The 22,188-nt window shown below is 62.4% G+C and carries 18 protein-coding genes; 6 read left to right on the top strand and 12 right to left on the bottom strand.

The genetic code is table 11. From position 1 onward, the window contains the following. Positions 1–53: 53 nt before the first annotated feature. From NKJ18_RS10840 to NKJ18_RS10825, 4 genes are all read right to left on the bottom strand, one after another. Positions 54–2,516 (bottom strand): glycogen/starch/alpha-glucan phosphorylase, encoded by a 2,463-nt coding sequence (locus NKJ18_RS10840; protein WP_023692757.1) that lies wholly within the window; start codon positions 2,514–2,516, stop codon positions 54–56. A 140-nt stretch (positions 2,517–2,656) separates the two neighbouring features. After that, the gene (locus tag NKJ18_RS10835) at positions 2,657–3,439 is read right to left on the bottom strand and encodes an ATP-binding cassette domain-containing protein (RefSeq protein ID WP_023670726.1); all 783 of its coding nucleotides are present in this window, start codon (positions 3,437–3,439) and stop codon (positions 2,657–2,659) included. Further along, positions 3,436–4,497 carry an ABC transporter permease gene (locus NKJ18_RS10830; protein ID WP_023670725.1) on the bottom strand — a complete coding sequence of 354 codons (1,062 nt, stop codon included), beginning with the start codon at positions 4,495–4,497 and terminating at the stop codon, positions 3,436–3,438. Before NKJ18_RS10830 ends, NKJ18_RS10835 begins: the two co-directional genes overlap by 4 nt. A gap of 150 nt (positions 4,498–4,647) precedes the next feature. Then, the gene (locus tag NKJ18_RS10825) at positions 4,648–5,625 is read right to left on the bottom strand and encodes a sugar ABC transporter substrate-binding protein (RefSeq protein WP_081725578.1); all 978 of its coding nucleotides are present in this window, start codon (positions 5,623–5,625) and stop codon (positions 4,648–4,650) included. Between the two features lie 264 nt (positions 5,626–5,889). On the opposite strand from NKJ18_RS10825, the gene NKJ18_RS10820 reads away from it, so the two are divergent. From NKJ18_RS10820 to NKJ18_RS10805, 4 genes are all read left to right on the top strand, one after another. Then, entirely contained in the window at positions 5,890–7,116 is a 1,227-nt protein-coding gene (locus tag NKJ18_RS10820) for an ROK family transcriptional regulator (RefSeq protein WP_352758207.1), read from the top strand. Beyond that, positions 7,117–7,563: an RbsD/FucU family protein gene (locus NKJ18_RS10815; protein ID WP_023687195.1), complete on the top strand. Its 447-nt coding sequence runs from the start codon at positions 7,117–7,119 to the stop codon at positions 7,561–7,563. It begins immediately after the preceding gene. Beyond that, positions 7,560–8,483: a carbohydrate kinase family protein gene (locus NKJ18_RS10810; RefSeq protein ID WP_023684582.1), complete on the top strand. Its 924-nt coding sequence runs from the start codon at positions 7,560–7,562 to the stop codon at positions 8,481–8,483. Before NKJ18_RS10815 ends, NKJ18_RS10810 begins: the two co-directional genes overlap by 4 nt. A 297-nt stretch (positions 8,484–8,780) precedes the next feature. After that, a complete protein-coding gene (locus NKJ18_RS10805) occupies positions 8,781–9,923 on the top strand; it encodes a DegT/DnrJ/EryC1/StrS family aminotransferase (protein ID WP_023819229.1) in 1,143 nt (380 codons plus the stop codon). Position 9,924: 1 nt separating this feature from the next. On the opposite strand, the gene cysQ is transcribed toward NKJ18_RS10805, so the two are convergent. The 3 genes from cysQ to cysD are packed head-to-tail and all read right to left on the bottom strand — an operon-like array spanning position 9,925 to position 13,569. After that, positions 9,925–10,713 carry a 3'(2'),5'-bisphosphate nucleotidase CysQ gene (gene cysQ, locus NKJ18_RS10800; RefSeq protein ID WP_031196090.1) on the bottom strand — a complete coding sequence of 263 codons (789 nt, stop codon included), beginning with the start codon at positions 10,711–10,713 and terminating at the stop codon, positions 9,925–9,927. A 10-nt stretch (positions 10,714–10,723) separates the two neighbouring features. Continuing rightward, the gene (cysN, locus tag NKJ18_RS10795; RefSeq protein ID WP_352758206.1) at positions 10,724–12,661 is read right to left on the bottom strand and encodes a sulfate adenylyltransferase subunit CysN; all 1,938 of its coding nucleotides are present in this window, start codon (positions 12,659–12,661) and stop codon (positions 10,724–10,726) included. 2 nt (positions 12,662–12,663) lie between these two features. Beyond that, the gene (cysD, locus tag NKJ18_RS10790) at positions 12,664–13,569 is read right to left on the bottom strand and encodes a sulfate adenylyltransferase subunit CysD (RefSeq protein ID WP_023670717.1); all 906 of its coding nucleotides are present in this window, start codon (positions 13,567–13,569) and stop codon (positions 12,664–12,666) included. A 415-nt stretch (positions 13,570–13,984) separates the two neighbouring features. On the opposite strand from cysD, the gene NKJ18_RS10785 reads away from it, so the two are divergent. Then, on the top strand, positions 13,985–15,277 hold the full coding sequence (locus NKJ18_RS10785; RefSeq protein WP_352758205.1) for an O-antigen ligase family protein: 1,293 nt from the start codon (positions 13,985–13,987) through the stop codon (positions 15,275–15,277). Continuing rightward, complete coding sequence (locus tag NKJ18_RS10780) at positions 15,274–16,209, top strand: NAD-dependent epimerase/dehydratase family protein (protein ID WP_023670715.1); 936 nt, start codon at positions 15,274–15,276, stop codon at positions 16,207–16,209. The genes NKJ18_RS10785 and NKJ18_RS10780 overlap by 4 nt, the downstream gene beginning before the upstream one ends. On the opposite strand, the gene NKJ18_RS10775 is transcribed toward NKJ18_RS10780, so the two are convergent. From NKJ18_RS10775 to NKJ18_RS10755, 5 genes are all read right to left on the bottom strand, one after another. Beyond that, a complete protein-coding gene (locus tag NKJ18_RS10775) occupies positions 16,197–16,736 on the bottom strand; it encodes a sugar transferase (RefSeq protein WP_023684586.1) in 540 nt (179 codons plus the stop codon). The genes NKJ18_RS10780 and NKJ18_RS10775 overlap by 13 nt on opposite strands. A gap of 17 nt (positions 16,737–16,753) precedes the next feature. Continuing rightward, positions 16,754–17,686, bottom strand: coding sequence for a glycosyltransferase family 2 protein (locus NKJ18_RS10770; RefSeq protein ID WP_023732070.1), 933 nt, complete (start codon positions 17,684–17,686; stop codon positions 16,754–16,756). Positions 17,687–17,824: 138 nt separating this feature from the next. After that, a complete protein-coding gene (locus NKJ18_RS10765; protein ID WP_352758204.1) occupies positions 17,825–19,813 on the bottom strand; it encodes an SDR family NAD(P)-dependent oxidoreductase in 1,989 nt (662 codons plus the stop codon). Positions 19,814–19,991: 178 nt separating this feature from the next. After that, positions 19,992–21,359 carry a sulfatase gene (locus tag NKJ18_RS10760; protein WP_023687187.1) on the bottom strand — a complete coding sequence of 456 codons (1,368 nt, stop codon included), beginning with the start codon at positions 21,357–21,359 and terminating at the stop codon, positions 19,992–19,994. Next, the gene (locus NKJ18_RS10755; RefSeq protein WP_352758203.1) at positions 21,359–22,153 is read right to left on the bottom strand and encodes a sulfotransferase family protein; all 795 of its coding nucleotides are present in this window, start codon (positions 22,151–22,153) and stop codon (positions 21,359–21,361) included. Before NKJ18_RS10755 ends, NKJ18_RS10760 begins: the two co-directional genes overlap by 1 nt. Between the last annotated feature and the right edge of the window lie 35 nt (positions 22,154–22,188).

Genomic DNA, 22,188 nt, shown 5'->3' with positions numbered 1-22,188 from the left:
GGGAACCAGTTCTTGTGCACAAGACCCGTTGCTCGTGGCCTCATGCAATCATATCAGGCGGGCACGTTCCAGATTTCTTTCGCATATTGGCGGATCGTGCGATCGGAAGAGAACCAGCCGACGCGGGCAACGTTGCGGATAGCGCGCGCGTACCAATCGGGGCTGTTGCGCCAGACGGCGTCGACATCGCGCTGGGCGGCGGCATAGGCGTCGAAATCCGCCGCCACCATGAACCAGTCGCTGTTGTAAAGACCGTCGACCAGCTCGCGGTAGCGATCCGGCTGGTCGGGCGAGAACACGCCCGACGATACTGCGGCAACAGCCTGCGCCAATTCAGGGGAGCCCTCGATCACGGCGCGCGGGTTGTAGCCATTGCTGCGCCGCTCGGCGACTTCCGCCGTGCTCAGGCCGAAGATGAAGATGTTGTCGTCGCCGACGCATTCCTTGATCTCGACATTGGCGCCGTCGAGCGTGCCTATGGTCAAGGCGCCGTTCAGCGCGAACTTCATGTTGCCGGTGCCCGACGCCTCCATGCCGGCAGTCGAAATCTGCTCGGACAGGTCGGCGGCCGGCATCATCACCTCGGCCAGGCTGACATTGTAGTTCGGCACGAACACCACTTTCAGCAGGCCGCGCACCGACGGGTCGCTGTTGATGACCTTGGCAACGTCGTTGGCCAGTTTGATGATCAGCTTGGCATTGTGGTAGCTGGGCGCCGCTTTGCCGCCGAAGAATTTGACGCGCGGCATCCAGTCCTGTTCGGGATGCGAGCGGATCTGGTCGTAGAGCGCGATCGCTTCCAGGATGTTGAGCAGCTGGCGCTTGTATTCGTGGATGCGCTTGACCTGGATGTCGAACAGCGCCGACGGGTCGAGCTTGATGCCGAGCCGGTCGGCGACCAGATTGGCGAGCTTGATCTTGTTGGAGCGCTTGACGGCGGCGAACTTGTCGCGGAAGGCGGCGTCACCGGCAAAGGCTTCGAGCCCCTTGATGGCGTCGATGTCGTCGAGGAAACGGTCCCCGATCGCCGCGCGGGCGAGCGCGGTGAGGCCTGGATTGCACTGGATCAGCCAGCGGCGTGGCGTGATTCCGTTGGTCTTGTTGTTGATGCGATCGGGATAGAGCTTGTGGAGATCGGCAAACACCGTCTCCTTCATCAGCTCGGTGTGCAACGCCGACACGCCATTGATCGAGTGCGAGCCGACAAAGGCCAGGTTACCCATGCGCACGCGGCGGTCGCCATTTTCCTGGATCAGCGAGATGCGGCTGATCTGCTCATTGGAAAACTGGTTGGTGGCGCGGGCCTCAAGCAAAACCTGCGCATTGATGGCGTAGACGATCTGCATGTGGCGCGGCAAAAGCCGTTCGAACAGCGGCACCGGCCAGCTTTCCAGCGCTTCTGGCAGCAGCGTGTGGTTGGTGTAGCCGAAGGTGCGCTTGGTGATGTCCCAGGCCTGGTCGAAATCCATGCCATGGACGTCCATCAGCAGGCGCATCAGCTCTGGCACGGCGATCGCCGGATGGGTGTCATTGAGATGGATCGCCGCCTTGTCGGGCAGCGAGGCGAGATCGCCATACTGGCTGAGATGGCGCTGGACGATGTCCTGCAGCGATGCGGTGGAGAAGAAATATTCCTGCCGCAGCCGCAGTTCCTGGCCGGCCTTGTGGGAATCGGCGGGGTAAAGCACGCGCGACAAGGCATCGGCCTTGTTGCTTTCGGCCAGCGCGCCGATGTGGTCGCCGGCGTTGAACTTGTCGAGCAGGATCGGATCGATCGGCATGCCGGACCAAAGCCGCAGCGTGTTGACGCGGTTGGCGCGCCAGCCGACCACCGGGGTGTCGTAGGCGACGGCCTGGACATGCTCGGTCGGCTTCCAGACGTGACGTTCGAGCCGGCCATCCTTGGAGGTGATCGATTCCACCGAGCCGCCGAAGCCGACCTCGAAGGCGCGTTCGCGGCGCTCGAACTCCCATGGGTTGCCGTGGTCGAGCCAGGTTTCGGGCAGTTCGACCTGCCAGCCATCATGGATCTCCTGGCGGAACATGCCGTTGGCGTAGCGAATGCCGTAGCCATGCGCGGGAATGTCGACGGTCGCCATGCTTTCCATGAAGCAGGCGGCGAGCCGGCCAAGACCGCCATTGCCGAGCGCTGCATCCGGTTCGAGCCCGGCGATGAGGTCGAGGTCGACGCCCAGCGACTTGAGCGCTTCTCGCATATTGTCCATCAGGCCGAGATTGGAGAAGGCATCGCGCATCAGCCGGCCGATGAGGAATTCGAGCGACAGGTAATAGACGCGCTTTTCCTGCTGGGCGTAGGCCTCCTGCGTCGCCTGCATCCAGTGATCGACGATGCGGTCGCGCACGACCTTGATCGAGGCTGTCAGCCAATCATATTGCGTGGCAACGGAGGTGCCTTTGCCGACCCGGTATTTGAGAGCCAGCAAGACTTCGTCGGCCAGCGTCTTGGGATCGGGTATTTCGAGATCGGGGGCTTTGGCTGTCATTGTTCGCGTCATACTGCCTCTCGTGATCGTGCTGCGATCATACCGGCTTTCGCTCTCAGTCCCAGCCTATCCTAGTGCATCGCAACATACGTTCAATCGATTTAGACCAGCATGCCGCCAGTTCCCCTGCGGCAATTTATCCGTCGAGCGGATCAGGCAGCGAGTGCAGCCTCCGGCGGAACCTTCGCTCCCGTCATGAAGGCGACGGCGTCGGACATGGTATATTGCTTGGGATCGATGACGCAGAGGCGGCGACCCAGCCGATGGATATGGATGCGGTCGGCAACCTCGAAGACATGCGGCATGTTGTGCGAGATCAGCACGATCGGCAGGCCTCGCTTCTTGACGTCGAGGATCAGTTCCAGCACGCGGCGGCTCTCCTTGACGCCGAGTGCCGCGGTCGGCTCATCCATGATCACCACACGGCTGCCGAAAGCGGCGGCGCGCGCCACCGCCACGCCCTGACGCTGGCCACCCGACAGCGTTTCCACCGCCTGGCTGATGTTCTGGATGGTCATCAGCCCAAGCTCGGTCAGCTTGTCGCGGGCGCGCTTTTCCATTGCGGGCCGGTCGAGCATACGAAGCCAGTCGCCGAGGAAGCCGGGTTTGCGGATCTCGCGGCCGAGGAACATGTTGTCGGCGATCGACAGAGCCGGCGACAAAGCCAGGTTTTGGTAGACCGTCTCGATGCCCGCCTCGCGCGCCTCCATGGGCGATTTGAAAGCGACAGCTTTGCCTTCAAGACGGATCTCGCCTTCGTCGGGCACGGCGGCGCCGGAAATCGCCTTGATCAGCGATGATTTGCCGGCGCCATTGTCTCCGATGACGGCCAGGATTTCGCCTGGGTAGAGGTCGAAGTCGGCATTGTCGAGGGCGGTGACACGGCCATAGCGCTTGATCAGGCCGCGCGCGGTGAGGATGGGTTCCACGGTCATGCCGAAACCTTTCTGATCCATTGGTCGATCGCCACGGCGCCGATGATCAGCACACCGGTGAGCAGCACCTTCCATTGCGGATCGGCGCCCAGCATGTTGAGGCCCATCGAGACGACGCCGACGATCATCGCGCCGAAAAGCGTGCCCAGAATTGAGCCGCGCCCGCCGAACAGTGAAATGCCGCCGATCACCGTCGCGGTTATCGCCTGCAGGTTGTAGTCGGTGACGGCGGCTGACGGCGAGATCGAGCCGTTGCGGCCGATGGAAACCCAGGCAGCGAAAGCGGCGATCAACCCGGCAAGGGTGTAGACCGTCATCAACACCTTCTTGGTCTGGATACCAGACAGCTTCGCCGCCTCCTGATCATCGCCAACGGCGTAGACATGGCGGCCCCAGGCGGTGTGATTGAGCACGTACCAGAGGATCAAAACGAGCACGACCGTGGCGATGACGCCCAGTGTGAGCACCGCCGTGCCGATCTTGAAACTCAGGGCAAAGAGATGCAGCAGCGGCGCCTGGGCGTCGACGTCGGTATCGCGGATCGTCTCATTGGCCGAATAGATGAAGTTCGTCGCCATGACGATGTTCCAGGTGCCGAGCGTGACGATGAACGGCGGCAGCTTCATGTAGGCGACCAGCAAACCGTTGAGCAGGCCGCAGGCTGCGCCGGCGGCAAGCCCGATGGGCACTGCGAGCACGGCCGGCATGCCGTAGCTGACCGCGCAATTGCCCATGATCACGGCTGAAATCACCATGATCACGCCGATCGACAGGTCGATGCCGGCGGTCAGGATGACCAGTGTCTGCGCGGCACCGAGGATGCCGACGATGGCGATCTGCTGCAGGATCAGCGTCAGCGTATAGGATGAGAAGAAACGCCCGCCAATGGCGATGCCGAAAATTACGATCGACAGGACCAGCACAATCAGCGGCACCGCCGCCGGCGTGGAGTGCAGGAAATGCTGGATGCGCTTGACGGCCGATTTGTGCTCGTCAAAGGCGGCAACGCTTGTGTCGCTGCTCGAGAGAACCTTCTCGAATTCCTGTGCTTGAGCCATGTTTCCTCCCCTGGGCTTCAGCTCCATGCCGATACCCGCTCGCGCCTGTCCGGTCTGCTGCCGGGATTATTCGCGTGGCGCATCGTCCACCCGAAGCGGCCGGGGATCAAGCCCCCGGCCGTCAGCTTGCCGCTGGCTGTCAGGCAGCCATCAGCCCCAGCACTTGGCGAGGCCTTCCTTGGTGTCGATCGACTTCACGCCATTGGCCGGCTTGTCGGTGACGAGGTTGACGCCGGTGTCGAAGAAGTTCTTGCCTTCGGTCGGCTTCGGCTTGGCGCCGTCCTTAGCGAAGGCGGCGATCGCCTCGATGCCGAGTGCCGCCATCTGCAGCGGGTATTGCTGCGAGGTGGCGCCAATGACGCCTTCGGTCACCGACTTCACGCCGGGGCAGCCGCCATCGACCGAGACGATCAGCACCTGGCTTTCGAGACCGACCGCCTTGAGCGCCTGGTAGGCGCCGACAGCGGCGGGCTCGTTGATGGTGTGGATGACGGTGATGGAGTTGTCCTTCTGCAGAAGGTTTTCCATCGCCTTGCGGCCGCCTTCTTCATTGCCGTTGGTGACGTCGTGGCCGACGATGCGGGCATCGTCCTCATCGCCGATCTTGTTGGGATCCTTCACGTCGATGCCGAAGCCCATCATGAAGCCCTGGTCGCGCAGCACATCCACGGTCGGCTGTGAGGGGGTCAGGTCGAGGAAACCGATCTTGGCGTCCTTGGCCTTGTCGCCGAGGGTCGCGGCTGCCCAGGCGCCGATCAGCTTGCCGGCTTCCAGATTGTCCGTCGCGAAGGTCGCGTCGGCGGCATCGATCGGGTCCAGCGGGGTATCGAGCGCGATCACCAGCAGGCCGGCGTCACGCGCCTTCTTCACCGTCGGCACGATGCCCTTGGTGTCGGACGCGGTGATCAGGATGCCCTTGGCGCCGTCGGCGATGCAGCTTTCGATCGCCGCCACCTGGCTCTCGCTGTCGCCGTCGATCTTGCCGGCATAGGTCTTGAGGTCGACGCCAAGTTCCTTGGCCTTGGCGGTCGCGCCCTCCTTCATCTTGACGAAGAAGGGGTTGGTGTCGGTCTTGGTGATCAGGCAGGCGCCGACGCCGGCGGCCGATGCTGTCGAAGCAAACGCCATCAGGCCGAGGCCCGCCGCGGCGAACACGGTGGACTTCAATAAAGCTTTGGTCACGATCTTCCTCCCATGGAACCATGCGGATGCCGCCAACCGGCATCTCGAGCGCATCCACTGAAGTTCTCCCAGTGTGGACGCGCCCTCAAATGACACCAGCGGGAGCCGCCTGTCAATAATTAAATCACTCTTATTTATTATTGACAGCTTTGCGCGGTTCACTCATTCTGCCGCAAAAGCAGTAAGAATAAACCAAGGGAAGGAACAAGGGTGGAGACCGGCATTGCGAGGCACGGTTCGCCCGAGGCGGCCGCCAGCCGTCTCCACCGTGGCACCAACCAGAGCGGCATGCGCGACCACAATGAGCGGCTGGTGCTGTCGTTGGTTCGCCAGCACGGCAGCTTGGCCAAATCAGACATTGCGCGCATGACCGGGCTTTCAGCGCAGACCGTCTCGGTCATCATGCGCGAACTGGAGGAAGACAGCCTGCTGCTGCGCCAGGCGCCGTTGCGCGGCAAGATCGGCCAGCCCTCCATCCCGATGGCGCTGAACCCCGAAGGCGCCTTCTTCATCGGCCTCAAGATCGGCCGCCGCAGCGCCGAACTGGTGCTGATCGATTTCCTCGGAACTGTGCGTTCCATGCTGCAGCACTCCTACCGCTATCCGGCGCCGCGCGAGACGGTTGAGTTCGTCACCGAAGGCATGAAGACGATGCGCGCCGAACTGACACCTGCGCAGGACAAGCGCATTGCCGGGCTCGGCATCGCCATGCCGTTCGAACTGTGGAACTGGGCCGACACCGCCGGCGCGCCGCGCGACATCATGGACGAATGGCGCCATCGCGACATCCGTGCCGACATCCAGGCGAAGTGCGAATTCCCGGTCTATCTGCAGAATGACGCCACCTCCGCCTGCGGCGCCGAACTGGTGTTCGGCCAGACCGGCGGGGCGCGCGACTTCGTCTATTTCTATATCGGCGCCTTTGCCGGCGGCGGCATCGTGCTCAACGGCCGGCTGTTCGGCGGGCCAACCGGAAATGCCGGGGCGCTGGGTTCGATGCCGGTGCCGGGACCAGACGGCAAGCCGACGCAGCTCATCGACGTCGCCTCGATCGCCATGCTGGAAAAGGCGCTTAACGCACGCGGCGTCGAGGCTTCGCATCTGTGGACGTCGCCTGAGGATTGGGGCGAGATCGGTCACGAGCTCGACGACTGGATCGCCAATGCCGCTCAGGCGCTGGCCTATGCCATCGTATCGGCGTCATCGGTGATCGATTTCGAGGCCGCGGTGATCGACGGCTGGATGCCGCTCGCTGTCCGGCGCCGGCTCGTCGATGCGATCAGGCAGGCGATCGGTACGATCGATGGCGAAGGGCTGAAGCTTCCGGTGGTGCGCGAAGGCACCGTCGGCATCCATGCCCGCGCGCTGGGCGGCGCCAGCCTGCCGCTGTCCGAACGCTTCCTCATCGGTTCGACCACCATTTCCCGGAGCACCTGAATGCTGATCGGTATTCCGTCGCTGCTCGGTCCGGAGCTTCTGGCGACATTGCGCGCCATGGGCCATGGCGACGAGATCGCGCTTGTCGACGGCAACTATCCGGCGGAAGAACAGGCAAACCGGCTGATCCGCGCCGACGGTCTTCACCTCATACCGGTGCTTGACGCCATTTTGAGCGTGCTGCCGGTGGACGACTTCGTGCCGGAAGCGCTGTTTCGTGCCTCGGTAAAAGGCGATCCCTCGGTCGCCGATCCCGTCCACCTCGAGATCGAGGCGATCTGCACCAGGCGCGCGCCGGGCCGCAAGGTGGTTGCGCTGGCGGGCGCCGACTTCTATGCACGCGTCCGGTCGGTATATGCGATCGTCGCCACCAGCGAACCCCGGCTCTATGCCAACATCATCATCCGCAAGGGCGTGATCTATCCGCCGGAGAACAAGAAATCATGATCCTCTGCTGCGGCGAAGCCCTGATCGACATGCTGCCGCGCACCACGACACAGGGAGAGCCGGCCTTTGCGCCCTATGTCGGCGGCGCGGTGTTCAACACGGCGATCGCGCTTGGCCGCCTCGGCGCGCCCGCCGGCTTCTTTTCCGGCCTGTCGTCGGATCTGTTCGGCGGCCAGTTCCGCGAGGCGCTCGGCGCAAGCAAGGTCAGCTCCACCTATGCGCACACCTCCCCTCGCCCGACCACGCTCGCCTTCGTGCGGCTCACCAACGGTCAGGCGACCTACACTTTCTACGACGAAAACACCGCCGGGCGCATGCTGACGACAGAGGATCTGCCGAAACTGGGCGCCGAGATCGAAGCCATGCTGTTTGGCGCCATCAGCCTGATTTCGGACCCGGCGGGTGCTGCCTACGAAGAATTCATGAAACGCGAGCACGAACGCCGCGTCATGATGCTCGACCCCAACATCCGGCCGAACTTCATCCCCGACAAAGCCAAGCACCTCCGGCGCATCCGCTCGATGATGGCGATGGCCGACATCGTGAAGCTATCGGATGAGGATCTGCACTGGTTCGGCGAGGCCGGCTCGCATGAGGACGTCATCCGCAACTGGCTGGATCGCGGCCCGAAGCTGATCGTCGTTACCCACGGCAGCGAAGGTGCCGTCGGCTACAGCAGGGAACACAAGGTCACGGTGATGCCGCATAAGGTGGAGGTGGTAGACACGGTCGGCGCCGGCGACACTTTCAATGCCGGCATTCTGGCCTCGCTGCACGAGCAAGGCCTGCTCACCAAGGCCGGGATCGGCGGCCTTTCGGAGGACGCCATCCGTCAGGCGCTGGCGCTCGGCGCCAAAGCGGCGGCGGTGACCGTGTCGCGGGCCGGCGCCAACCCGCCCTGGCGGCACGAAATCGCCTGATCCACGCTTAGTCCGCCGCCAGCCGCTGCAAGCAGCCGATCACTTTATGTTTCCGCGAGCCGGAAAGACGCACTGAATTAGCCGGATTAATAGGCGGCGAAGCCCGGATTTCCGGCATCTTGCGGCAATGCAGGGAAAGCCTGAAGTAACAGGCTGCGACACCTAGACAACCCGTCCCGCGGCCGGTCCGGCTTTCTAGACCGGCCCAACTCTGGTACCAGCGGCCCGGTTAAGTTGTTGTTTCTGTGCGTGTCATTGTCCCCGGGGCAGCCCGCACCACACCGTTTTGAGGCCGACATGCAGTTCATCGATCTTGGCGCGCAGCGCGAACGTATCCGCGACCGGCTGAAGGCCGCGATCGACAATGTCGTCGAGGAAGGCCGCTATATCCTCGGACCGCAAGTCACCGAATTCGAAAACAAGCTCGCAGCCTATATCGGCACCAAGCATGTCGTGGCCTGCGCCAACGGCACCGACGCGCTGCTGTTGCCGCTGTTTGCCGCCGGTATCGGCCCCGGCGACGCGGTGTTCGTGCCGAGCTTCACCTTTGCCGCGACGGCGGAAGTGGTGGCGCTTGCCAAGGCCGAACCGGTTTTCGTCGATGTGGACGCCGAGACCTACAACATCGACATCGCCAGCCTCGAGGCGGCGATCGCCATGATCAAGAAGGAAGGCCGGCTGAAGCCGAAGGCGATTATTCCCGTCGACCTGTTCGGGCTTGCCGCCGACTACGAGGCGATCATGGCGATTGCCAAGCGCGAAGGGCTGCTGGTGATCGAGGATGCGGCGCAGTCGATCGGCGGTTCGGCCGACGGCACAATGTGCGGCGCCTTCGGCCATGTCGGCTCGACCAGCTTTTATCCGGCCAAGCCGCTGGGCTGCTACGGCGATGGCGGCGCGATGTTCACCAATGACGACGCGCTGGCCGACCAGCTGCGCTCGTTTGCGTTCCACGGTAAGGGCGAGACGCAGTATGACAATGTCCGCGTCGGCATCAATTCACGCCTCGACACGATCCAGGCGGCGATCCTGATCGAGAAACTCGCCATCCTCGAAGACGAGATGGTCGCCCGCCAGGTGGTGGCCAAGCGCTACGCCGAAGGTCTCGGCGACATCGTCAAGACGTCACGCAATCTGGGCGGTGGCCGCTCGGCCTGGGCGCAATACGCCATCGAGACGCCGAAGCGCGACGGGTTGAGGGCGCATCTCGGCGAAAAGGGCATCCCTTCGGTGATCTATTATGTGAAGCCGCTGCACGAGCAGGTCGCCTATCGCGACTATCCGCGCACGCCGACCGGGCTTGCGGTTTCGGAGGAACTGCCGAAGCGCATCCTGTGCCTGCCGATGCATCCCTATCTCAGCGAAGCCGACCAGGACCGCATCATCGAGACGATCCGCAACTACATTGGCTCGAACTCGGCGCATGTAGCGGCGGCGTAAGTTACGCCGCGTCCGCCGCCTTCCCGCTCGCAATAAAATGCGGGTTGGCGAAATCCTCGTCGTCGCTCTGTTTGCGCTTGCCATAGGTGAGCGGCTCGCCGTCCAGCGTGCGCGTCATGCCGCCGGCGGCGCGCAGTACGGCGTCGCCGGCCGCCGTGTCCCATTCCATGGTGCGGCCGAAGCGCGGATAGATGTCGGCTTCGGCTGCGGCGAGCAGGCAGAATTTCAGCGATGAGCCGACCGAGACGATCTCGGCGGCGCCGAGATCCTTGATGAAGGCTTCGGTCTCCGGGGTGTTGTGCGAGCGGCTGGCAACGACCGCCAGCGGCGTGACCGCCCTCCTAACCGAAATCCGCCGGCGGCCGACGATACGGAAGTCGCCATCGACCTCGATTGCTTCGGCCCAGCCCGGCCGTCCAGAGAAGAACCGCCCGCTGCACGGTGCGAAGACGACGCCGATCTCCGGCACGCCGTGCCGGACAAGCGCGATGTTGACGGTGAAATCGGTCCGGCGGTTGACGAATTCCTTCGTTCCATCGAGCGGATCGATCAGGAAGAAGGCGCCATCCAGATCGGGCGGCACAATGCCTTCGGCGACCTCTTCCTCGGCCACGCAGGGAATATCGGGATAGGCCGCACGCAGGCCGGCGAGGATGATCGTCTCGCTCTCGCGGTCGGCTTCCGTGACCGGCGAGGAGTCCGACTTGCTGTCGACCGCGCAGCCGGCCTTGAAGACCCGCATCACCTCGCGTCCGGCTTCGAGCGCCAGGCGCTCGAACACGTCGAGCATCACTTCGTCGTCAGATGCCGCCGCCGCTGTCATATTGGTCTTCGGCAATGTCGCGCTCATTCAGCCAGTGTTCCAGAGCCTCTACCATCTCCTCGGCCGTCTTGCCGAGTGTCTTGAGATGGATTTCGGGATTTTCGGGAGCTTCATACGGGGAATCGACGCCGGTGAAGTTCTTGATCTCGCCATTCAGCGCCCGTGCGTAAAGGCCTTTCGGGTCGCGTCGGGCGCATTCCTCGAACGGCGTATCGACGAACACTTCAACGAACTCGCCGTCGGCCATCAACTCCCTGGCCATGCGCCGCTCGGCGCTGAAGGGGGAAATGAAGGAGACGATGACGATCAGCCCGGCATCGGCCATCAGCTTTGCCACTTCGGCGACACGGCGGATGTTTTCGACCCGATCGGCGTCGGTGAAGCCGAGATCGCGGTTGAGGCCGTGGCGGACATTGTCGCCGTCGAGAATGTAGGTGTGACGCCCCGAAGCGAACAGCTTCTTCTCAAGCAGATTGGCGATGGTCGACTTGCCCGAGCCGGAAAGACCGGTGAGCCAGAATACGGCGGGGCGCTGGCTCTTGAGGTCGGAGCGGCCGCGCTTGCCGACATCGAGCGACTGCCAATGGATGTTTTCGGCGCGGCGCAAGGAATGCAGGATCATGCCGGCGCCGACCGTGGCATTGGTGATGCGGTCGATCAGGATGAAGGCGCCGGTATCGCGGTTGTCGGCGAAGGTATCGAAGGCGATCGGCGCCCGGGTCGAGATATTGCAGATGCCGACTTCGTTCATCTCGAGCGACTTCGCCGCCTCGCGAGCGAAGTCGTTGACGTTGACGCGGTATTTCAGGTCGGTGACGGTGGCGCTGGTCTGGTCGGTCTCGGTGCGCAGTATATAGGAGCGTCCCGGCAGCAGCGCTGCCTCGTCGAACCAGACGATGTTGGCGGCGAACTGGTCCGCGACCTGCGGCCGTGCCGCCGGCGACACCAGCATGTTGCCTCTGGAGACCTCGACCTCGTCATCGAGCACAAGGGTGATGGCCTGGCCGGCCACCGCCTGGGCAAGATCGCCGCCTTGCGCGACGATGCGCTTGACCCGCGAGGCCTTGCCGGATTTGGCGACCACCACCTCGTCGCCCTGCGCGACGGAGCCGGACGCGATGGTGCCGGCAAAGCCGCGGAAGTCGAGATTGGGCCGGTTGACATACTGCACCGGAAACCGGAACGGCAGTTCGACCGCGGCCTCGTCGACCGATATGGTTTCGAGATGCTCGATCAGCGACGGGCCGGAATACCACGCCGTCTTGCCGGAGCGGCTGGTGACATTGTCGCCATAGCGGGCCGACATCGGGATCGGCACGATCGTCAGGAAGCCGAGCTCGTGCGAGAACTGCCGGTAATCCTCGACGATACGGTCGAACACCGCCTGGTCGAAATCGACGAGGTCGATCTTGTTGACGGCAAGCACGATATGGCGGATGCCGAGCAGCGAAGCGATGATCGAGTGGCGCCGGGTCTGGCGCAGCACACCCTGGCGCGCATCGATCAGCACGATGGCGAGATCGGCAGTCGATGCGCCGGTCGCCATGTTGCGGGTGTACTGTTCATGGCCGGGGGTGTCGGCGACGATGAACTTGCGCTTGGGCGTGGCGAAGAAGCGGTAGGCGACGTCGATGGTGATGCCTTGCTCGCGCTCGGCCTCGAGGCCGTCGACCAGAAGCGCGAAGTCGATGTCGTCGCCAGTGGTGCCGTGCTTGCGGGAATCGCGCTCGAGTGCGGCGAGTTGGTCCTCGAAGATCTGCTTTGTGTCGGACAGAAGACGGCCGATCAGCGTCGACTTGCCGTCGTCGACCGAGCCGCAGGTGAGGAAGCGCAGCAGCGACTTCTTCTCCTGCGCCGCCATGTATTCGCGCACGCCGTCGGTGGGAGCGAGGCTCTTGGCCAGGATATGGCGCATGCTCAGAAATATCCCTCGCGCTTCTTCTTTTCCATCGAGCCGGCTTCATCGCGGTCGATGAGGCGGCCCTGGCGCTCGGAGGTGCGCGCCGTCAGCATCTCGCCGACGATGGCTTCGAGCGTGTCGGCGTCGGATTCGATGGCGCCGGTCAGCGGATAACAGCCGAGCGTGCGGAAACGCACCAGACGGTTCTCCATCGTCTCACCGGGGCGCAATTGCATGCGATCGTCATCCTTCATGATCAGCATGCCGTCGCGTTCGACCACCGGCCGCTCCTTGGCGAAATAGAGCGGCACGATCGGGATGTTTTCCTGCAGAATGTACTGCCAGATATCGAGCTCGGTCCAGTTCGACAGCGGAAACACGCGGATCGATTCGCCCGGCGCGATGCGGGTGTTGAAGATCTTCCACATCTCCGGCCGCTGGTTCTTCGGGTCCCAGACATGCTGGGCGTTGCGGAAGGAAAAGATGCGCTCCTTGGCGCGCGACTTCTCCTCGTCGCGCCGAGCCCCGCCGAAGGCAGCGTCAAAGCCGTATTTGTCGAGCGCCTGGCGCAACGCCACCGTCTTCATGACATGGGTGTGGGTGTTCGAGCCATGGTCAAAGGGGTTGATACCGTCGCGCACGCCGTCTTCATTGACGTGGACCAGCAGGTCGAAGCCGAGCTTCTGCGCCATCTGGTCGCGAAAGGCGATCATCTCGCGGAACTTCCAGGTGGTGTCGACATGCAGGAAGGGGAAAGGCGGCTTGGCCGGATAGAAGGCCTTCATCGCCAGATGCATCAGCACGGAGGAATCCTTGCCGACGGAATAGAGCATCACCGGCTTGGAGAAGGAGGCGGCAACCTCACGGAAGATGTGGATGGACTCGGCCTCGAGCCGCTGCAGGTGCGTAAGCGCGATGTTCATGGACTGTGAGCGTTCTCTCGTGCAATCCAGACCTTGCATCAGATGGATCGGGCGTCCTTTTCAGCCGCCCGGTTCAAGCTTCACTGCTGGACACTATCGGTTCGTGCCGGCGTTCTAGCAGATCGCCACCTGATATAACAACGCTGGAAAGGCCGGCGGCCACACCCGATCGGCAACGAATTTTCCATGAAAAGCCTAGAATCCGAAAATTCCTGCCCGACGGAGCGATAGCATTCAAAGGCCGGGAAAAATCTTGCCTGGACCGAAAGAAACGCCGGCCCGACCTCGTCGCACTTTCGAAAACCGCACCCAGCCGCTATACCGGCTCCTGAACCTGCGCCGGGCGGCATGCCGCAAATGACGCCGCCAAACATTGTCCGTCGCCAAGCGACCCAGCGCATTGTGAACCAGAGCATTGACCCCGATCTCCGCCATCAAGCAGCACGTTTCGCCGTCACGGATCAACGTCACCTTCTCCATTTTGTGCTTCTTTTTCCCGCCGGTACTGGGATCGGCGGTCAGCTTTTTGTTCAATGGCGGCGGCCTGTGGTCGGTGCTTCTGCTTGCGCTGAAAAGACGGCGTTTCAACATCGACCGGCCGATGACCGCGATGACGGTGGCCATCTATGCCTATTGCGCAGCCAGCGTGTTCGCCTCAATCGTCAACAATTCGATCGCCAGGGATGCGCCGCATCTGGCAGGGCTGATCACCTTCCTGTTTTTCCCAGTCTCATACGCGACCTGGAGCATCACCGAGAAAACCACGCTGACGCGCATCGTCGTGCTGGCGAGCGCCGCCGCCTGTTTTGGCGCCGTGCTGCTGGCGGTCGTGCAATATCACGGGCTGGGCATACGGGCCGAAGGCGGCGCCGGCAATCCGATCGTGTTCGCGACCGTCGCCTGCCTCAGCATGATGATGTGCCTGGCAGGCGCCTTATCGGGTGTCGAAAAGAACAGGGCGTTGCTGGCCTGCGCGACACTGGCCGGCGCGGTCGCCATTGTCTATTCGGGGTCGCGGATCATCTGGCTGGCGATGCTGGTGGCCGGCATCGCGGTCCTGCTGATCAACCGTCGCAAGCTCAACAACAGAAACGCCATTCGGCTTTTGCTGATTGCGGGCGCGATCGGCATCGTCATCGCAGTCATTGGTCTCCCCATCATTTCCGAGCGCGCGGCCTTCCTGTTCAGCGACTGGGATGCGCTCGCCACGAAGGGCGACCACACGACCGCGCTCGGCTTGCGCGCCGCACTTTGGCAGATTGGGCTGAGCGCCTTCCACGACATGCCGATTTTCGGCCACGGCATTGCCGCAAGCCGCGAGCTGATAAAGGATGGGTTCCACAATCAGTTCAACATGCCGTCAACGGGCTTCAGCCATTTTCACAACGGCTTCCTGACCGCATTGGTGGAGGCCGGGCTGCTTGGAGCCGTAACGCTCGCGGCTGTGTTCTTCGTTGCCGCGAGAAACGCGGCCATCGTGCTGCGCACCAGCACGGACGCGATCGAGCGGTTCGGCGCCACGATGATTGTCGTCACTGCGATCACCTACCTCATCGGTGGCCTGACCGGCATCCTGGTCGGCCACGACATCCTCGATGCCACACTGATGGTGTTCTTGGTGTCCGGGACATATCTTGCATCGGGCCGGCAACAAATGCTGCCGGAACAACAGGCACCGGCCCCGGCGCCCCAGGCAAGCCGGCCGTGAAAGTGCTGGTCACAGGCGCGACGGGTTTCATCGGCAGGCAGGTCGTCAACCAGCTGCGCGAAGCCGGGTTCGGGGTGCGCATGGCATCGCGCCACCCGGAACGGCTCGATCCCGTGAGCGATGCGGTTTTGTTGCCGGACTTCGACGCACCGGCTCAGGCATACCAGGCGCTGATGCGAGATATCACCCATGTCGTCCACTGTGCGGCGCTCAACAATGACCGCAAGGCGAGCGAAGCCGACTTCATGGCAGCCAACGCGACACTGACCGCGCAGCTGGCGCGCGCGGCCGCCTCGCGGACAAGCGGGCGCTTCATCTATCTGTCGTCGATCCGGGCAGTAGCCGGTCCCGGTTTCAGCGGAACGATCAGCGAGGCGACGCTCCCTGCCCCGCAATGCGCCTACGGGCGCTCGAAACGCGAAGGCGAGATCAAGACACTGGAAGCCTATGCGTCCAGGCCCTCCGATGCCACGGCGCTGCGCCTGCCGCCGGTCTATGGCGAAGGCATGAAGGGAAACCTGCGTGGAATGATGCGGGCTGCCGCCATTGCCTTACCATTGCCCTTAGGCGCTTTCACCGCAGTTCGTTCGCTGATATCGCGCGACGCGGTGGCTGGCGCCGTGGCGCATCTTTTGACTCGTCCCACGCCACCGCGCCCGACCTATGTCCTGGGCGATGCTTCCCCCGTTGCGATGTTCGAAATCTTGACTGCATTCAGGCACGGATACGACGTTCCGACCCGGCTCGTTCCTGTGCCGGCCTGGCCATTCAGGCTGTTCGCCACACTGCTTGGCAGAAAAGCAGCGTACGACGCTTCCATGGCGACACAGATTTGCGACCCGTCACTGCTGATCTCGGAAGGCTGGATGCCGGAAACCGACACGCTCGGCCGGATTGAGGAACTTGCACGACAGGCCCGTCAGGTCCGGTAGATTGTGCCAAGCAGGATTTTGACGTCAAGTCCGATCGAGGCTCCCCTGAGATATTCGGCATCGGTTTCGGCGCAGAGTTTCGGATCCGACATGTCGATGCCTCTCATCTGCGCCAGCCCGGTAATGCCTGGAAGTGCGGCAAGCACACCCAATTGCCTGCGGCGGTCGACCAACTCGGTTTGCGTGGGCAGGCATGGACGCGGCCCGACCAGGCTCATCTCGCCCTTCAGCACGTTCCAGAGCTGCGGCAGCTCGTCGATCTTGAATTTTCGCAGCACCTTACCGGCGGCGGTGACGGAGTTTGCCGGCGCCTGATGCGAGGGCAGAGATGGCGTTCCCACAACCATCGTCCTCAACTTGTGGCAGCGAAACAGCACCCCGTGCTGGCCGACGCGAGTTTGGGAGAGGAGTGCCGGTCCGGGCGACGACAGCCTGATTGCCAGTATGGCAAGCAGGGTGACGGGCGAGGTCAGCGGCAACAGAACCGCCGCCGCGACGAGATCGAAAGCTCGCTTGGGTCCCCTCATGGCCATCTCAGCATGCTCTAGATCCGCCGCCAGATGAAGGCCACATAGAGCCCAAGCGTCCCAGCCAGCGTCTGCCGGTAGACGCCGCTTTTCCTGAGAAGGCGCAGGCGTCGCAAGATACCGCCCTTGCGCGCCCTGATGAACAGGCCGAGACAGGCGGCGGCATCCCTCGTGAGGATGTCGCGATTGACGGCCAGGCCGCTCAGATTGTGATCGGTCCAGACGGCGAACTCGCCCCTGAAGAGGCGCCCCAGCCGCGACAGCCTCGCCTTCCACGACACGTTGGCGCCGACCAGGTTTGCCTCATGCTGGCGGTAGCGCACCAGCGGTCGCGGGTCATAGCGGACAATGCCGCCGGCAGCCGTGACGATCAGATAGGTCCACCAGTCATGGCTGACGAACTCGGTCCTTGCCGATGCCTTTGCCAGCAACTTTCGCGCGGCGCGGTTGATCATCATCGTGTTGCCGCCGGCAATGCTTTGCACAAGCGCATTGCGAAATGCGGGTGGATGCTGGAACAGCGGCGAATACCCTTGCGCTGCTCCGGTTTCGGACATGGTCGCGGTTCTGGAGCAAAACAGCAGCGGCGTTCCGGCGTCGTGCCCTTGCATCCAGGCAATGGCGCTCTCCAGCCTGTCCGGCTCCCAGATGTCGTCCTGATCGCAGAAGGCGTAGTAGTCGGCCTCGATGCGCGGATCGATGATCATCGCGCGGAAATTGGCGGCAAAGCCTTGGCGAGGACCATTCGACAGGGTCAACCGGCCCTTGGACCAGCGGCTCTGCCAGGCGCCGATAATGGCCGAAGTGCCGTCTGTCGAACCGTCGTCGGAAACCCAGAGGTCGACAACAGGATGCGATTGCGCAGCCAGCGACGCGAGCTGCTCGTCAAGGAAAGCCGCGCCATCTTTCGTGCCCAGCAGCACGGCCACGCGCTGATCTTGTCTGCTCACTGGTTCAAAATCATCTGCAAACGCCTGGGAACGGCCATCGGATCGGTTTCAATAGCCAATCCCGGTCGATCAGGACAGGCTCTTTGTTTTGACGCAATCCCGGACGGAAAACCGCTGCACACTTTTCCTGGAATTGCTCTAACCAGCTTGCCCGACTGTTTTCGCAACGGTTTCCCGGCGTGCGTCACTTGGAGGCTCTTCCGCCTGATAGAGGCCGGCCATGACGGCGAGCGCCGAGGCCTTGTCCTGATCGCGCATGGCCGCCTGCAGCAATGTCAGCGCGGCCTGGACCTCGGGCCATCCCACGACATCGGTCCTGAGGCCGAAGATCTTGGGGATATCCAGCGCGACGATCTCCTCATTGCCGCCATGCAGCACCTCGTGAAGCTTCTCGCCCGGCCTGATCCCGGTGAAACGGATCGGAATGTCGGTGTAGGGGCTTTTGCCGGCCATGCGGATCATGGTTTCAGCGACTTCGAGGATCGGCACCGGCTTGCCCATGTCGAGCATGTAGATGGCGTAGTCGTCCTTGCCCTGGCGCCGCTCGGCGTCGGCCGCCGACATGATGACGAGGTCGACGGCTTCGGCCACCGTCATGAAGTAGCGGGTCATGCGGCGATCGGTGATGGTGACCGGACCGCCGGCCTCGATCTGCGCCTGGAAGATGGTGGAGACCGAGCCATTGGAGCCGAAGACGTTGCCGAACCGCACGGCGATGAACTTGGTGCCGGAGCGACGGCCGCTGGGCCCGGTGGCGTGCGTTTCGTGCAGCGAAGAGACGATCTGCTCGGCGGCGCGTTTCGTCATACCGAGCACCGAGGTCGGATCGACCGCCTTATCGCTGGAAATCAACAGGAACTGCGGCACCCCGCATTTGGCGGCAACCTCGGCGCAGACGAGGGTGCCCAAAATGTTGGTCTGGATCGCCGATTCCCAATTTTCCTCGAGCAGCGGCACATGTTTGAGCGCGGCGGCATGGAAGATGATGTCGGGCTTGAAATCGCTGACGACGCGGGTGATCTGGCGCCGGTCTGTGACATCGACGATGCGGCTCTTGAGCCGGACATGGTCCTTTTCGTCAACCTGCTGGTCGAGCTGGAAAATACCGAACTCCGAGATATCGGCGACCAGAACCGCCTCGGCGCCAAGTTCCAGCGACCGCTTGACCAGGATGCGACCGATTGAGCCGGCGCCGCCGGTGACCAGGACGCGCTTGTCACCGATAAAGCCGCCGATCCGCTCCATATCGGAAGCAACTGTGGAGCGGCGCAGGATGGTTTCCATCTCGACAGCGTCGAGTACCAGCTTTCCGCCCTGGCCGAGCTCCGAAACGCCGGAGAACTGGACGACGGCGATGCCGCTGTGACGGGCGACACGGACCAGTTCCGAATATTCCTCGATCTCGCGTTCGGTGCCATTGCCGAAAATCAGCATGTCGAGGCTTTTGGTGCCTCTTGCATATTCTTCGAGGACCTCGACCAGGCGGGGCCGCACGGCCACCACCGGAACGCCCTGGATCTGCGTGCCCAACGGCGCGCCGTTCTCGATGGCCATGATGCCGGCGATGGAATATTCGGCCGGCTCGGCCGTGCGTGTGAAGCGGATGATGACGTCTGCTTCGCCAAGCCTGCCGACGAACAGCGCTTGTTTGATCGCCGCATTGTTTGCGTTGCGGCTCAGGATTCGCCAGCTCGCCCCGTCGCGCAGGAACCGGTAATAGAGCCGAGGCGCCGATATGATGGTGAAGGAGACGAGGAAAAAGACGATGAACTGGCGCTCGTTGAGGCCGGTCACCGGCTGAAACGATCGAACCGCCAGCGAGACGACATAGAGCGTGACGGTCAGGATGGCGCAGCTCTTCAGGATGTTGAAGAAGTCCGGCGTGGAGGCGAAACGCCACACGGTGTTGTAGAGGCCGCAATAGCGAAACAGCATATGGCTGAGAAAAACAATACTTGCCCAGCACGCCAGGCCGGCCGTGGAGAGCGCGTCGAATGAAAGTCTCGACTGAGAAAGCCCCAGACTCAGCGCCACCGCGACCAGGACCATGACCAGATCCTGGATCATTATAATGGCGCGCCGCATCTTCGGCCGAAGTCCGGACACGACCTCTACATAGGATGTCATTGGGTAGTACTGAACTCCAGGCGCAAGGACATGGACACTAACGTGGTGCAAGAGCGACGGAAACCCGTCACCGATCACCTGTTTAGAGTGCCAATCCCCAGCCCCGCCGCTTTGTATCGCATAGCGTGGAGTTGTAGTGATCGCCAGATATTTTTTTGGAAATTCCCTTGGCTGGCCTTCAATCCAGGCGATCGGGCGGGAGGCGCGCACCGAGATCCATGCGCATTTGCTCAAAGCGGGCGTCGCCGGCCAGATTGTTCCACTCATAAGGGTCGGCGCTCAAATCATAGAGTTCTTCCGACAAGTCGGAGTAGCGCGTGTAGCGCCAGCGGCTTGACCGCACAGAATGATTGCCGCGCAACCATGTCATGATCGCACAATGGTCTTCCATTTTGCCGCCCCGCGCCAAAGGCATGAGTGAACGGCCGTCTATGTCCGCTGGTGGCTCGAACCCGCAAAGATCAAGAAGCGTAGGAAACAAGTCGACCAGACTGACCGGCTGGTCGACGCGAGCCGATGTCGCCATACCTCGTGGCGGCACCAGAATGAAGGGCACTCGCGTTGCTTCCTCCCACAGCACGAATTTCCGCCAGTGCAGCTTTTCGCCCAGGTGGAACCCGTTGTCTCCCCAAAGGACCACGATCGTATTGTCGGCGGCGGGCGAAGCATCCAGGGCGTCAAGCACACGTCCAATCTGACTGTCGCAGTAGGAAATGGCCCCGAGATAGCCTTGGACGGCGTTGCGCCATTGCCCGTGTTTCAGGACGGTTTCGTGGTCAGGCGGCGACAGAGCCCAAGCCTTTGCGATGGCGGGAACGTCGTCAAGGTCGTCATTCTTGACAAAGGGCAGGCTGACCTTGTCGAGAGGATAAAGATCAAGGAATCGTTGCGGTACGTACCAGGGCAAATGCGGCTTGTAGAAACCCGTCGCGCAAAAGAACGGCTGCTCGTGCGGTTTTTGCAGGAAGGCGCAAACCGCGTCCGCGGTCTTGAAATCGGGCATCTCCGGCTCGCGAGCGGATTCGATGGCGCCCCAATCGAAGTGATGATTCATCGACGCTACGTTCGGGAAATCATCAAAATCAAACATGCGGTTGAGCGGCCGATGCAACGGCATCGGCTCGGCGGCGGTCGTATGGAATTCGTCCCACAAGGCTGGGCGGTTCTCGATGTCGCTCCATCTTGCCGACGGCGTCCTGTTGCGCCCTGCATCGGCGTAGTCGAAACTGCCATGGAACACTTTCCCCGCACCCATGCAGAAATACCCGGCCTCGCGCAGGCGCTCAAGCAGTGTGACCCTGCGCAGCGGCGCCTCCCAGAATGGCTCGTTCTGATAGACACCCGTTGTCGTCGGCAGGCATCCGGTAAACACGGACATCCGGCTGGCATTGCAATAGGGCGCCGTGCAGTAGGCGCGCAGAAACGTCGTTCCACGCGATGCGAGTCGGTCGATTGCAGGCGTCTTGACGTCCGGATGGCGGCCCAACGGCGCAATCCAGGAATTGAGGTCGTCAGCCACGATGAAGAGGATGTTGGGTCGCTCCATCAGCCTTCTACCGCCAAGCCCGAATCAATAGTCGGCCAGTCGGAAACCGACAGCCCCGAAAGTCGGGAGAATTCGACGGTGTCATCGTAAAAAATCTCGCGCAAATAGGTTACGTCCTCAGGTCGAAGCTCGTTCTCACATCGTCTCCCAAGCTGATCTGTTCGCGGAGCAAGGGGGAGAAACGGTTGGATGGAAAGGAACCCGGCAACGGCATCCAGCGTAGGTTGGTGATCCCTCAACAAATCCAGTGAACGCAGGAGCAGAACGTTCTCCCTTGGGAACAAGGCAAATAGCCGGCGTAGTTGGCGTGCGTAAAAGCCCCGTTCGACATAGCTATACACACGCCATGCCGGATCGGTCTGATCCAACCCCTTTAGTCGCCAGCGGCCTTGCCGGATCGCCAGGTGAAAAGGCAGATACTCCGACCGGTTACCGGTCTCCATACGCCATTGCGACCACGCTCGCTCGATCGGATCGCGAAAGATGAAGACAAGCTTCATTGCGGGATTGTATCGCTTTATCCGTTCCAGCGATGGCGGCCAGAAGAGATAGATCGGGGTCACGTCAAATCCGATGCCTCTCCCAGCATCGTCGGAAAAAAAGCTTCCCAACTTGCGATAGTCCGGCTCCGTCCAGTTCTGCGTCTCGTCGTCAAAGAAATGCATCTCCTTGACGGACGGCGTCGCCAGCTGTGGGTGTTGCCTGAGATAGCCGAACAGGCTGGTCGTGCCGGACTTCTGCACCCCACCAACGATGAAACCCAACACAGGCTGGTCCAATGCATGCGCCCCCATGCCAAGGTTACGTCCTTGTCACCACTGTCTCTCGC

It is taken from the genome of Mesorhizobium sp. M0217 (assembly GCF_040321955.1).
Lineage (GTDB): Bacteria > Pseudomonadota > Alphaproteobacteria > Rhizobiales > Rhizobiaceae > Mesorhizobium.
Note: the sequence above shows the minus strand (reverse complement) of the source record. Positions and strands in the feature narration are given on the sequence as shown.